Genomic DNA, 12,788 nt, shown 5'->3' on the forward strand with positions numbered 1-12,788 from the left:
CCGCCCCGTCCGCCGGATCCTCGACGAGGTCCGGAGCGCCCCGCGAGCGGGCGGACGACCTCGTCCGTGACGTCGGCGCCCCGCGGAAGCGGGCGGTGCGCCGGGTTCGGCACCGGCGGGCGTCGGATGTTCCCTCCACCGCAGAGAGGTCGACAAGCCTTCGAACAGCCCGCTCGCCGTCGTTCCGGGACGAGTTCGTGGCGCGTTCCGCTCGTTCGGGGCCGGCGGTCAGGCCCTCCCGGGGGCCGTGAACGTGACGGCGGCAGCCGGGGCGGTGACCTCCGCGTCGCTTCCGAGGGCGTACGCCGCCACCCGTGAGACCGTCGCGGCCGGGACCGTCTCGGCGATTCCCGGGACCGCCGGGACGTCCTGGGTGGCGTGCGCGTCGTGGGGCACGACGACCCGGTAGCCGCGGGCCAGGGCCGTACGGGCCGTCGCCTGCACGCACATCTCCGACATCACCCCGCAGACGGCGACCGCCCGTACCCCCGCGCCGGTGAGGACGCCGCCCAGGGGCGTGCGCCGGAAGCCGTCGTCCTCGGGCTTGCGGATCACCAGCTCCCGGGGGCCCGGTTCCACGCGGTGGTGCAACTCCCAGCCGGGGGTGTGGGGTTCGTCCTCGGACCCGGGCGGGCCGTCGTTCTGGAGGTGGACGACGAGCGCCCCGTCCCGCCGGGCCCGGGCGATCAGGTCCGTCGTGCGGTCGACGAGCCGTTCCGCCCCGGGCACGGCCCCGTCACCGGTGACGAACGCCGTCTGCACGTCCACGACGATCAGGGCGTCGACGGGCGGGAGGTCCGGGACCGGGGTGTCCGCGGCGGGGGTGTTCGGGGTCGGGGCGTCCGTGGGCTGTGTGCTGTCGGTCATTTCGGCATCCTGTCGCCCGCCCGCCCCCACCGCTACGGGATTTCGGCCCTCGGAGCGCGGGACGCCCTGTTCAGGAGCCACCGGCCGGAGACGCCCGTCGCCAGGAGGCCGGCGAGGAGGGCGACGAGGGAGGCGCCGGGGCCCGACGCCCAGTCGACGTCCGGGGCGTGGACGGCCAGGACGACGGCGGCGGCGAGGGCCACGGCCGGGACCGCGCCGAGGGCCGGGCGGAGGCGGGTCAGGTCGTCCTCGGCCAGGGAGGCGAGGACGCCGATGCCGAGGGCGAGCGCCCACACCCCCAGGCCCTGCGCGTCGGCGCGGTTCACCGTCCACGGCACGAGCGGGCCCCAGAAGGCGGGGAGGGCGAGGAGGCCGGCCCCGATGCCGAGCCAGCCGGAGCCGAGCACGGCGAGCGGCGGTTTCGACCAGGCGGGCAACGGGGCGGCGGGCTCCCGCCTGCCCTCCGCCGCCGGTCGCGCCCGTGCCCGGTACTGCGCGACGAGGCAGCCCACGGCGCCGAGCGCGAGGACGCCGAGGACGGCGACCCAGCCGAGGCTGAACAGGGCGAGGAACAGCGGCCTCCCCTCGGCCGCCTGGAGGCTGCCGCCGTTCAGGAGGCTCACCGCGAAGAGGCCGACCAGGACGGTGACGAGCGGCAGGACGAGGCTTCGTACCTCCTCCCAGACGCGGGCCCGGCCGATCGTGAGGAGGGCGGGTGCCACGCCGGCCATCGCCGCGCCGAGGAGTCCGGGGCTGAGCGCCTCCGGGGACACCCAGGCGCCCGCCGCGTACCCGGCCAGGCTCGTGACGGCGAGCAGGGCGCCGACGGTGAGGCTGACGCCCCCGACCACACTGCTCAGGACCACGATGCCGGGCGAGAGTTCCCGGCCGTCCGACGTCCCTCCGTCGAGCGCCCCTCCATCGGGCGTCCCGCCGTCGTGCGTCCCTCCGTCCACGGCCGGCCGCCGTCCGGTGCCGCTCATGTCCGCTCTCTTCCCCGACGGCGACCGTCCCGGGCCCGGTGTGCGCGGGAGGCAGGCCGTCCGCCGGCTCCCCCCGCCTCCTGAGGACTTCGCGCGCGTGCAGGATCCGCAGGCTCACCACCGTGACGGCCGCGTACGCGAGGACGCCGCAGCCGATGCCGACGCCCGCGATCAGGGCCGTCGGCCGGTCGAGGCCGAAGGCGCGCTCCAGGACCGGGACCGTCGCCGCCGAGAACGCGGGGGCCAGGCACAGGGCGGCGAGGTGCAGTCCCCACTCCTCGGCGGCCCAGTGGGCCCCCCGGGCCCGGGCGCGCGCCGCCCGCACGGCCATGACGGCGTACGTCACCCCGTACGGGACGAGGTACGCGAGCAGGAGCCGCCGCCCCGCCGTGCCCCCGTCGAGGAACGAGGGGGTGAGCCACCCCAGGCCGGCGGCGCCCGCGAGGTGGGCGGCGGCCCGGACCGGCGCGGGGCACCAGGTGCCGGTCAGGCCGGGGACGGCGGTGCGCCGGTCGAGGGCGCGGGAGGCGAGCAGGGCGCCGAAGGCGACGAGCGCGCCGAGGTGCATGAGCGCGACGCGGTTGACGTCGAGGATGTCGAGCCCCGGGTAGAGCCGGGGCAGCGCGCCCCATTCGAGCCGCAGCAGCGGAGCGGTCATCAGGAAGCCGTAGCAGAGGAGCATCCAGCGCTGGTGCAGGTCCGGGAAGCCCCGGACGGCGGCGAGGACGCCGGAGGTCACGCTGCCGACGGTGCCCACCAGGATGGTGGCGAGGACGATCCAGAACGCGGCACCGCTGAACGCCTCCGCCGGCGGGGTGCGCGCCAGGTAGAGGGCGGCGCCCGCCATCGACGCGTACACGGTGACGGCGAAGACGGCCCCGGCGGTCCGGTGCAGCCGGACGCGGCGCCGGACGGCCGAGAGGAGCTGCACGGGTCCGAGCAGCATCAGCAGGCCGCCGAGGACCGAGTGCACGATCAGCGGGACCAGGCTGCGCGCGTACGGTTCCGCCCGGTCGCGGACGGCCTCGGCCACGAACTCCGGCGAGACGGTCCGGCCGAGGACCCATTCGCCGAGGGCGGGCGCGCCCGGCCGGGCGTACGGCCAGAGTTCGGTGACGGCGATCGGCGCGTACGCCAGGCAGACCACCGTCACCGCGAGGGCGGCCGCCCGCCCCCGTCCGGTGCCTGCCGGTCGTCGACGTTCCACGGCGGTTCCCCCTTCGCCGTCCCCGGGTGTTCGCGTGTGCGCAACCGCGATAGTCCTGTCTGGACCATGGAGGGTCTACGGAGGAAGGTAGGGGGGCGCGGTGGCGGGGTCAACCGGTCGGTAACAAGAATCCGCGCGAGGGACCGGGACTTCGGGGGAGCGGGGTCACGGCTCCCGGCTCTCGACCCACTGCCAGAAGTCGACCATCATCCGCTCGTAGCGGATGCCGAACTCCAGCGCCTCGCGCTGTCCGCGCGTGAGCAGTTCGCCCACGTCGCGGGCCAGTTCCTCGTACCCGTCGAGGGTCTTCCGGTGCTCCTCGACCTGGACGGGGGCGTGGACGCGCGGGCTGGCCCCGAACCACAGCTTGAGGATGCCGCGCTCACGGGCCTCGACGGGGACGAAGGCCGGATCGGCGAGCCAGTCGCGCAGGGCGGCCGCGCCCGCCCCGGTGAGGCTCATCAGCCGCCGGTTCCGGCCTCCGGGCTGCCGCACCTCCGAGAGGAGTCCCGCCTCCAGGAGCCGGTCGCACTGGGCGTAGACCTGCGCGTGCGGCACGGACCAGAACGGCGCCACGGTCCGCGCCGCCTCGACCTTCACGTCGTACGGGCTGGCCTCGCCCAGTTTGTCGATGATGCCGAGCACGAGGTACGAGGGCGTGGTCAACCGGACTTCAGACATGCGGCGACCGTACCCCGGCCCCCTTCCGCCCGGGCCGCGCGGAGCGGCACGCCGGCCGGCGCTACGGCACGGCGCGTCCCGAGGGGGAACGGCCGGAGGGGGAACGGCCCGGAGAGCCGGGCCCGCCGGGCGGTGCGGGCTCCGGGCGGAGGACGTCCCAGAGGGCGGTCAGGCGGATGAGCCGGAGGATCCTCGGCTGGTCGCAGAGGAGCCGCCAGCGCGCGCCCCGTGCGCGCGTGCGCTGGGCGCAGCGGACGAGGAGGCCGAGTCCGCTGGCGTCGCAGAAGGTGAGTCCCCGGATGTCGAGGGTCAGGGCGTCGGCCTCCCGGACCAGGGCGTCGAGTCCGGGTCGCAGGCGCCGTACCAGGACGAGGTCGAGCTCGCCCCGAAGGGCGACGACGGTGCGACCGCCGGACGAACTCGCCTCCAGGTGGCGGCCTTGACGGGGGATCAATTGCATGAACCTCTCCAGGGGGTGGCTCCGCGTGTCACGTCGAGCGTGACGCCCTCCTACCCGGAGATGATGTTCAACCTTCCCCCCTGTCACCCGAATCGGCGAATGCCGGCTCTATTCCGCAGGTCGGAGGCCTGCGGCCTCCTCCCTGACGCGGTCGAACTCGGCACCCATGGCGGCGGCGAGCGCCTGGGCGGCGGAGAGGGGGCGGACCATGACGGTGAACTCGTCGATCCTCCCCTCCTCGTCGAAGTGGAGGAAGTCGCAGCCGTTGATCTCCTTGTCCCCGACCTTCGCGGTGAAGACGAGCGCGTGGTCGCGCCCGTCCGCGCCCTCGATCTCGCGGACGTACCGGAAGTCGGAGAAGACGCGCAGGACCCCGCGCAGGATCGCGGCGGTGAGGGCCTTGCCGGGGTACGGGTGGAAGGCGACGGGGCTGGTGAAGACGACGTCCTCGGCGAGCAGGGCCTCGACGGCGTCGAGGTCGCGGTTCTCCACGGCGGTACGGAACGGGTGCACGGCGCGACTCCATAGGCAACTAGTTGAGTAGGTGCGGAAGCAGCTAACCGTATGGTCCGCGTTCCGTCCAGGGGTCGCCGCCGGAGGCGGTCCGGGTCAGCCCGTCAGCTCCGCCAGGGGGAGGCGGCGGAACTCCAGGGTCTCGTACGGGCTCGCGGTCCCGGTCTCGTGGAGCAGGCCGACCGTCCCGGCGTCCAGGGGCACCAGGTCCGAGTAGCCGGCCTTCCTCCGGGAGACGGCCAGCACCCGCGCGGCGGTCCCGCCGTCGTCCGCGAGGCGCCAGACGGCGGGTTCGGCGCGGACGTCCGGCACCGAGGGGGCCGAGAACAGCAGGGCCCCGCCCGCGTGCAGGAGGCTGCCCTGCACGACGGGGACGCGGTCCAGGGCGGGCTGGGGCGCGAAGGGCCGTGCGAGGGTGGCGCCGCCGTCGCCCGAGACGGCGTCCGCGCGGTTGCCCGGAGCCGTACCGAGCTGGTCGCGGGTGTTGAGGTAGATCCTGCCGTCCGGGAGTTCGGCGGCGGTCGTCTCGTTGGCGTTGACGTGGCCGTCGTGGGTGGCGTCCACGAATCCGAGGCGCCAGGAGCGCCCGCCGTCGTCGCTGAGGAGCGCGTGCGCCCCGTAGTACCGGGGCTCCCGTCCGGTGTCGGTGGACCCGGCGGGCGGTGCCGCCGAGTGGTCGGCGGGGACGACGAGCCGTCCCGCGTGCGGTCCCCGGGTCAGGGCGAGGGCGTGGCCCGGCCCGGTGGCGTACCAGCGCCATCCGGGGAGCTTCACGCGCGCGGTGATCTCGCGCGGCGCGGAGAAGGTCCTTCCGTCGTCGGCGCTGCGCTGGACGAAGACCCGGCGCCCCCGGTCGGCCGGCACCTCACCGCGCAGGATCAGCTCCTCCGTCGCCTCCGCGCCGTTGTACGAGCTGAGCAGGACCACGTCGCCGGAGCGCGGGTCGACGACCGGCGCGGGGTTGCCGCGCGTGTCGCCGTCCCCGTCGGCGACGACCCGGAGCGGTCCCCAGGTGCACCCGCCGTCCTCCGAGCGCCGCACCACGACGTCGATGTGCCCGCTGTCCCCGCCGCCGGTGACCCGCCCCTCGGCGAAGGCGAGGACGGCGCCCCCGCGGGTCCGCACGGCGGCCGGGATGCGGTAGCTCGCGTAGCCGCCGGTCCCGGCGGTGTACGGGACGGACACCACGCACGACGTCAGGGGCGGGGCCGGTGCCGGGACCAGGGCCGGGGTCGTCCCCGCCACGGTCAGCAGGAGCGCTCCCCAGGTCCGGACGACCGTCATGCGGACCCTCCCTGCCGTCGCACCGTCCCCCGGACCGCCGCCCGGCGGTCTTCCCGGACAGTCTCCGGGCGGGGAGCCCCGCCGGGCGGCACGGCGCGCCGTGCCGCAGGCCTGTAAGCCCCCGTCGGCCCCTCACTCCGGTCAGCCCGTAACCCCCCATCGGCGGCCCGTCACTCCGGTCGGCCCGCCGCCCCCGTCAGCCCGCCACCCTCGCCATCCACGCCTCGACCTCGTCCGCCGAGCGCGGCAGGCCCGCCGACAGGTTCTCGTGGCCGTCGTCGGTGACGAGCAGGTCGTCCTCGATGCGGACGCCGATGCCGCGCCACTCCTCGGGCACCGTCAGGTCGTCGGGCTGGAAGTACAGGCCCGGCTCGACGGTCAGGACCATGCCCGGCGCGAGGACGCCGTCGACGTACTCCTCCGTGCGCGCCCGCGCGCAGTCGTGGACGTCCAGGCCCAGCATGTGGCCGGTGCCCGCCATGGTGAAGCGGCGCTGGAGGCCGAGGGCGTACGCGCGGTCCACCGGGCCCTCGACGAACCCCCACTCGACGAGCCGGGCCGTCAGGCTGCGCTGCGCCGCCTCGTGGAAGGCGCGGTAGGGGGCGCCCGGCCGCACCGCCGCCATCCCGGCCTCCTGCGCCTCGTGCACGGCGTCGTACACCCGGCGCTGGACGGGGGTGAAGGTGCCGCTGATCGGAAGGGTGCGTGTGACGTCGGCGGTGTAGAGGGTGCGGGTCTCCACGCCGGCGTCGAGGAGGAGCAGGTCGCCGGGGCGCACCGGCCCGTCGTTGTCCGTCCAGTGCATGATCGTGGCGTGCTCGCCGGCGGCGCAGATCGAACCGTAGCCGACGGAGTTGCCCTCCAGGCGGGCCCGGCGGAAGAAGGTGCCCTCGATCCAGCGCTCGGAGGAGGCGACCGCGCGGGAGAGCTCCGCGACGCAGTCGGTGAAGCCGCGCACGGTCGAGTCGACCGCCTTGCGCAGCTCGCCGATCTCCCAGGCGTCCTTGACGAGCCGGAGGCCGCTCAGCGCCTCCTCCAGCTCCTCGTCGCGCTCCTCGTCGGTGGTGACGGCCGCTTCGAGCGCCGGGTCGACGCCCCGGACGATCCGGGTCGGGACGCCGGAGCCGGCGGCCAGGTCCTCGGCGGCGGTGCGGACGTCGCGGCAGGGCAGCCCGAGGACGGCCCCGGACTCGTCGAGGGAGCGGCGGCGCCCGGTCCACAGCTCGGCCGTGTAGCCGATCCAGAACTCGTCGTCCTCCCGGCCGTCGCGGGGCAGTTGGTAGCAGTACGCGTCGTGGCCGCCGCCGTCGCGGGGTTCGAGGACGAGGGCGCCGTCGCGGGCCCGGTCGCCGGTCAGGTGCACGTAGCCCGAGTACGGACGGAACGGGTAGGTGTCGTCGTTGGAGCGCTGCTTGAGGTTGCCCGAGGGGACGACCAGGCGCTCGCCGGGGAAGAGCGCGGAGAGCGCGGCGCGGCGGCGGGCTGCGTACGGGGCCTGCTCGTCGGGTTCGAGCCCGTGCCGCTCGGTGTCCGCCCACCCCGTCCTCATGAGGGCGGAGAGTTCCTCGGAGACGCCTTCGTAGAGACCGTTCTTGCGACCCTTCGCCATGTCCTGCTCCTTCTTCCGGTCGGGTGCCCGCGACCGCCGGGCGTCGGCGGCCCCCGGACGGTACTGCGCCCGGCGCCCGCTGGTGGCCGGGATCCGCCAGTGGCACGGATCGGACGTGGCGGGCCGTGGCGGCCGCGATAATGCGGCCATGGCGAACGTGAAGCTCGGTGAGGCGCTCCGGCTCCTGGGGATCGGGGAGGGGGCCCGGCGGCTCTACCCGCACCTCCTGGACCTCGGGCCCGCGCCGCTGGACGTGGTCGGCGCGGCGGCCGGTCTGGCGGGCGACGGGCTCGCGGCGGCGTACGGCGAGCTGGTCGGCGCGGGTCTGGCGAGCGCCGTCGCGGACGGCGGGGACCCGGTGGCGCCCGTGCCTCCGGCGGCGGGTCTGGAGATCCTCGGCCGGCACCGGGCGGCCGAACTGGACGAGTCCCGGATCGCGGTCGGCGGGGCGTTCGAGGCGTTCCGGCGGCAGCGGCTCGCGGCGTACCACGACGATCTGGTCGAGGTGGTGACCGGGGAGGCGGTCGGGCCCCGGATGCGGCAGGCGTGGGCCAGCGCGCGGGAGCAGATCCGGCAGCTCGACTCGCCGCCGTACTTCCCGCTGCCGGGCGCCACCGACGACGCGCTCGCGACCCTGGCGCGCGGGATCACGCAGCGGGTCGTCTACTCGCAGGCGTCCCTGGAGCACCCGGGGCAGTTGGAGGAGTCGATCGAGCCGTGCGTGGAGGCGGGCGAGCAGGCGCGGGTGCTGCCGTCGGTGCCGGTGAAACTGCTGATCATCGACGAGGCGTACGCGCTGGTGTCGCTCTCCATCAGGGAGGCCGACGTCCACAACAGCATGCTCGTGGTGCAGCCGTGCGGTCTGCTCTCGGCGCTCGTGGCGCTCTTCGAGCAGACCTGGCGCGGCGCCCTGCCCCTGCACGGCCGTTCGGTGCGGCCGGCGGGGCTGCTGCCCGCCGACCGCCGGCTGCTCCGGCTGCTCGCGGCCGGGGCGGGCGACGACGTCGTCGCCCGGGAGCTGGGGGTCAGCCGCCGTACGCTCTTCCGCCGGATCCAGGTCCTGATGGCCCGGCTCGGTGCTATGAGCCGGTTCCAGATGGCGCTCCAGGCGCAGCGCTCGGGGTGGCTGTGACGCCGGCCGTCCCCCGGTCCTCCGGCTTCGTGAGGTTCTGCCACAGGAAGGTGTGCAGGAGGGCGCTGTTGTGGGCGGCCTGTTCGTTGTCCCCCGCGCCCGCGTGGCCGCCGCCGGTGTTCTCGTGGAACAGGACGCGGTGGCCGAGCTCCCGGAGCCGCGCCGCCGTCTTGCGGGCGTGGCCGGGGTGGACGCGGTCGTCGCGGGTCGAGGTCGTCAGGAGGACGGGCGGGTAGGGCCGGTCCGCCTCCAGGCGGTGGTACGGGGAGAGGTCCCGCAGGTGCGGCAGGTCGGCCTCGTCGTCCGGGTCGCCGTACTCGGCGATCCAGGACGCGCCCGCGAGGAGCTTGTGGAAGCGGGTCATGTCGAGGAGCGGCACCTGCGCGACGATCGCGCCGAACAGCTCGGGGTGCCGGGTGAGCATCGCGCCCATGAGCAGGCCGCCGTTGCTGCCGCCCACCGCGCCGAGCCGGTCCGGGGTGGTGACGCCCCGAGCGACGAGGTCCTCGGCGACGGCAGCGAAGTCCTCGAAGGCGCGCGGCCGTGCGGCGCCGAGCGCGGCCTGGTGCCAGTCGGGGCCGTACTCGCCGCCGCCCCGGATGTTGGCGACGACGTGGGTGCCGCCGCGCTCCAGCCAGGCCCGGCCCCGTACGGCGCCGTAGGAGGGGGTGAGGGAGACCTCGAAGCCTCCGTAGCCGTAGAGCAGGGTGGGGCCGGGGCCGGTGGCGGCGTGGTCGGGGCCGATGACGAAGTACGGCACGCGCGTGCCGTCCCGGGAGGTCGCGAAGTGCTGGGCGACGGTCAGGCCGGTCGCGTCGAAGCGGGCCGGGGCCTGCTTGAGGACCTCGGTGTCGCCGCCGATCTCGCCCCGGTGGAGGGTGGAGGGCTGGAGGAACCCGGACACGTCGAGGAAGTACTCGTCGGAGCGGTCCGGGTCCGTGTCGGTGACGCCGACCTCGGAGAGGGGCGGGACCCCGACGAGGGGCGCGCGCTCCCAGGGGCCCGCGTCGGTGGGGGTGAGGACCTCGATGCGGGTGCTGACGTCGCGCATCGTCTGGAGGATCAGGTGGTGGCGGGTCCAGGTGTGCCCGGCGAGGGCGGTCCGCTCGTCGGGGGTGAACAGGACCTCGAAGGTGCGGTCGCCCGCCAGGAAGGCGTCGAAGTCGAACGCGAGGAGGGAACCGCTCGGTTGCCCCAGCCACGCGGACCTCGGGGTGACGATCAGGTGCCGGCGGTGCGCGTAGGCGGAGGCGTCGTCGGGCACGTCGATCCGTACGGGCGTCCCGTCGGGCTCCAGGAGGTACGTCTCGCCGCGGAAGAAGTCCAGCGAGCGGCCGACGAAGTCCCGCTCGAAGCCGGGGGTGTCGTCGTGGTACCCCCAGGCGGACACGTCCGCCGCCTCGGCCTCGAAGACCGTCGCGGCCGTCTCCAGCGGGGTCCCGCGCCGCCACCTGCGGACCGTGCGGGGGTAGCCGGATTCGGTGAGGGAGCCCGGTCCGGTGTCGGTGCCGACGAAGACGGTGTCGGCGTCGATCCAGCCGATCTGCGTCTTCGCCTCCGGCACCCGGAAGCCGTCCGCGACGAACTCCTTCGTCTCCAGGTCGAACTCGCGGACCACGGCGGCGTCGGCGCCGTCCCGCGACAGGCGCACCAGGGCCCGGTCGTGGCCGGGCCGGCGCACGGTCGCCCCGTCCCACACCCACTTCTCGTCCTCCCCGGCGGCGAGCGCGTCGACGTCGAGGAGGACCTCCCACTCGGGCTCGTCCTTGCGGTACTGCTCCAGGGTCGTGCGCCGCCACAGCCCGCGCACGTGCTCGGCGTCCTGCCAGAAGTTGTAGAGGTGCGCGCCGCGCCGGGTGGTGTACGGGATGCGGTCCGAGGCGTCGAGCACCTCCCGCAGCCGCTCCTTCAGCGGGGCGAACCCGGGGTCGGCGGCCAGGGCCTCCGCCGTCTCGGCGTTCCGCTCGGCCACCCACGCGAGGGCGGCGTCGCCGGAGACTTCTTCCAGCCACAGGTACGGGTCGTCATCGCTCACCCCCGTATTGTGCGGGACCGGCGCGCGCGGGCGAAGGGGGCCGCCGGTGTCAGGCGGTCCGGCGCAGCCGTACGCCCAGGTGGTGCTGGAGCGGCCGGCCGACGGCCGCGAGGTCGTGGACGACGTCGAGGGTGTCCGGGCCGGCGAGGGTGTAGCGGCGGCGGGTGGCGTCGACCCGCTTGGCGGTGGGGGCGAGGGCGACCTCGTGGGTGGCGAGGTCGACGGCGGTGCCGTCCGCGCGGCCGACGGAGAGCTCCGCGATGCCGGTGGGCTGGGTGATCAGCGCCTCGACGCGCCCCTCCGGCTGGAGCCGCCACCAGCCGCTCTCCCGCGCCGAGGGCCGCAGCGGGGTGCCGTCCGCGTCGATCAGCCAGGCGCGCGCCTCGTAGTGGAGGAAGGGCCGCCCGTCGTGGCTGAACGTGACCTCCTGCTCGTACGCGAAGTCCTCGTCGAGCGACGGGTATCCGCCGCGTCCCCGGCCGGTCCAGGTCCCCAGGAGTCCGAGGACCGGGGCGAGCAGGGCGTGGGGCGCGGGCTCCGCGTCCGGGCGGAGGGCGTCGGGGTAGGGGTACTGCCGGTCGCGGTCGCTCATGGGGCGTGCTCCTGGGGCGTGGACCGCGCGGTGCGCGGCCCGGACGTCGTTCTCTTCGGCGGGGTCGTGCGGGGACTCAGGATTCTCCCCGGTCGGGGCGGAGCGCCGCGGCCGGTGGTTCCGCGGCGTGTCCGTCCTCGTCGTGGGCGCGGAGGGCGGCGACGGGTTGTCCGGTCCAGCGGTGGACGGCACGGCGCAGGCCGCGGGGGTCGGCGTAGCCGGTGCGCCGGGCGATGGCGTCGAGGGTCATGCCGGTGGTCGCGAGCAGGCGGAGGGCGTGTTCGCGCCGTACGGTCTGGAGCTCCTCCGTCCAACTGGTCCGGTGTTCGTCGAGGCGGCGCTGGAGCGTGCGGGTGCTGAGCGCCATCCGCCGGGCCGCGTCCCGCAGGGTGGGGGTCTCCTCGTCCAGGGCGGTCCGGAGGGTGGCGCGGAAGACGTCGAGCCAGTCGTGCAGGGGAACGGCCTCGTCCAGCGACTGCCGGGCGTGTCTGCGCAGGTGGGCGGAGAGGCCGGGGGCGTGGGGCTGGGGCGCCGTGAGGTCGGCGGTCTCGAAGGTGATGGAGTTGACGGGACTGGCGAACTCGACGGCCCGGGTGCCGTACATCTCCGCGAGGCTGCGGTGCGTCCGGGGGGCGCGTGCCGCGAGGGAGACCTTGACGGGGGTGATGTCGCGGCGGGTGCTCTCGCTGAACCTCTGCCGGAACAGGGCGAGGGAGTAGGCCCGTATCGCGGAGGCGACCTCGTCGGTGAGGTCGGCCGCGTTGACGTGGCTGATGGTGACGTGCCGGTCGTCCACGTCGATCCGCAGGGCCTCGGTGCCGGCGTCCGCCACCGTGGCGATGAAGCCGGAGGCGTCGCGGAGGCTTTCGAGCGGCGTCGCCGCCTGGGTGAGGAGGTAGTCCCAGAGGCCGAGGGTTCCCAGGGTGCTCGCGCGGGACATGTTCAGGGAGACCTCGTGCCACGGGGCCTGCAGGGTCATGAGCTCCCAGATGCGGATGTTGGTGGACGCCGGTGGCCGGTAGCGGTCCTCCCGCAGGTGTTCGGGGGCCATGCCGAGCAGATGGGCGTACGCGGCCGGGTCGACTCCGATGCGCGCGGCGGCCACCGCGTTCAGGCGGGTGAAGGCCGCCGGAGTCGTGCCGGGGAGCCGCGGGGCCTCCGCGGGGGCCGGCTCCACCGGCTCACGGGCGCGTACCGGGCCGTCGTGGCACGTCAGGCCTTGTCCGTGGCGCGTGGGGCCCTTGGGCGGGGGTGGGAGTCGGTCTAGCGTCATGCCTGTCCTTGCGCGGGGTGGACGGGGGGGATCCTCCACAGCTCACCGCGTGAGGAGCTGTTTACGCCGGGAGCCGGCGGCCGTTCGAGGGGGCGGCCGCGGGCTCCTGGTTCCCTTGCCGTCGTCGGCGCCGGGGGGGCGACGACGACGGC

Annotated in this window: 11 protein-coding genes and 1 pseudogene; 1 reads left to right on the top strand and 11 read right to left on the bottom strand. The window is 75.3% G+C overall.

Annotation, left to right across the window (positions count from 1 at the left end):
• Positions 1-228 precede the first annotated feature (228 nt).
• The 8 genes and pseudogenes from ACFYNX_RS27805 to ACFYNX_RS27840 form a co-directional block, all read right to left on the bottom strand.
• Positions 229-867: an isochorismatase family protein gene (locus tag ACFYNX_RS27805; protein ID WP_388665483.1), complete on the bottom strand. Its 639-nt coding sequence runs from the start codon at positions 865-867 to the stop codon at positions 229-231.
• Positions 868-899: 32 nt separating this feature from the next.
• Complete coding sequence (locus tag ACFYNX_RS27810; protein WP_388665496.1) at positions 900-1,850, bottom strand: hypothetical protein; 951 nt, start codon at positions 1,848-1,850, stop codon at positions 900-902.
• A 643-nt stretch (positions 1,851-2,493) separates the two neighbouring features.
• Positions 2,494-3,057, bottom strand: a pseudogene (locus ACFYNX_RS27815) (DUF2306 domain-containing protein); the annotation flags it as partial.
• Between the two features lie 165 nt (positions 3,058-3,222).
• On the bottom strand, positions 3,223-3,738 hold the full coding sequence (locus ACFYNX_RS27820; protein WP_365548160.1) for a PadR family transcriptional regulator: 516 nt from the start codon (positions 3,736-3,738) through the stop codon (positions 3,223-3,225).
• Positions 3,739-3,799: 61 nt separating this feature from the next.
• Positions 3,800-4,198 carry an STAS domain-containing protein gene (locus ACFYNX_RS27825; RefSeq protein WP_365548163.1) on the bottom strand — a complete coding sequence of 133 codons (399 nt, stop codon included), beginning with the start codon at positions 4,196-4,198 and terminating at the stop codon, positions 3,800-3,802.
• Between the two features lie 108 nt (positions 4,199-4,306).
• Positions 4,307-4,711: a nuclear transport factor 2 family protein gene (locus ACFYNX_RS27830; RefSeq protein WP_388665201.1), complete on the bottom strand. Its 405-nt coding sequence runs from the start codon at positions 4,709-4,711 to the stop codon at positions 4,307-4,309.
• A gap of 96 nt (positions 4,712-4,807) precedes the next feature.
• Positions 4,808-5,995, bottom strand: coding sequence for an exo-alpha-sialidase (locus ACFYNX_RS27835; protein WP_388665203.1), 1,188 nt, complete (start codon positions 5,993-5,995; stop codon positions 4,808-4,810).
• 196 nt (positions 5,996-6,191) lie between these two features.
• Positions 6,192-7,604: an aminopeptidase P family protein gene (locus ACFYNX_RS27840; RefSeq protein ID WP_388665205.1), complete on the bottom strand. Its 1,413-nt coding sequence runs from the start codon at positions 7,602-7,604 to the stop codon at positions 6,192-6,194.
• A gap of 148 nt (positions 7,605-7,752) precedes the next feature.
• Between ACFYNX_RS27840 and ACFYNX_RS27845 the strand changes: the two genes are divergently transcribed.
• Complete coding sequence (locus tag ACFYNX_RS27845; RefSeq protein ID WP_388665207.1) at positions 7,753-8,736, top strand: LuxR family transcriptional regulator; 984 nt, start codon at positions 7,753-7,755, stop codon at positions 8,734-8,736.
• On the opposite strand, the gene ACFYNX_RS27850 is transcribed toward ACFYNX_RS27845, so the two are convergent.
• The 3 genes from ACFYNX_RS27850 to ACFYNX_RS27860 form a co-directional block, all read right to left on the bottom strand.
• Positions 8,684-10,771, bottom strand: coding sequence for a prolyl oligopeptidase family protein (locus tag ACFYNX_RS27850; RefSeq protein ID WP_388665209.1), 2,088 nt, complete (start codon positions 10,769-10,771; stop codon positions 8,684-8,686). The two genes, ACFYNX_RS27845 and ACFYNX_RS27850, sit on opposite strands and share 53 nt — an antisense overlap.
• A gap of 49 nt (positions 10,772-10,820) precedes the next feature.
• Entirely contained in the window at positions 10,821-11,363 is a 543-nt protein-coding gene (locus tag ACFYNX_RS27855) for an FABP family protein (protein WP_388665211.1), read from the bottom strand.
• A 76-nt stretch (positions 11,364-11,439) separates the two neighbouring features.
• Positions 11,440-12,540 (bottom strand): helix-turn-helix domain-containing protein, encoded by a 1,101-nt coding sequence (locus ACFYNX_RS27860; protein WP_365548179.1) that lies wholly within the window; start codon positions 12,538-12,540, stop codon positions 11,440-11,442.
• Between the last annotated feature and the right edge of the window lie 248 nt (positions 12,541-12,788).

This window comes from Streptomyces sp. NPDC007872, from assembly GCF_042868165.1.
In the GTDB taxonomy this organism is placed as follows: Bacteria; Actinomycetota; Actinomycetes; order Streptomycetales; family Streptomycetaceae; genus Streptomyces.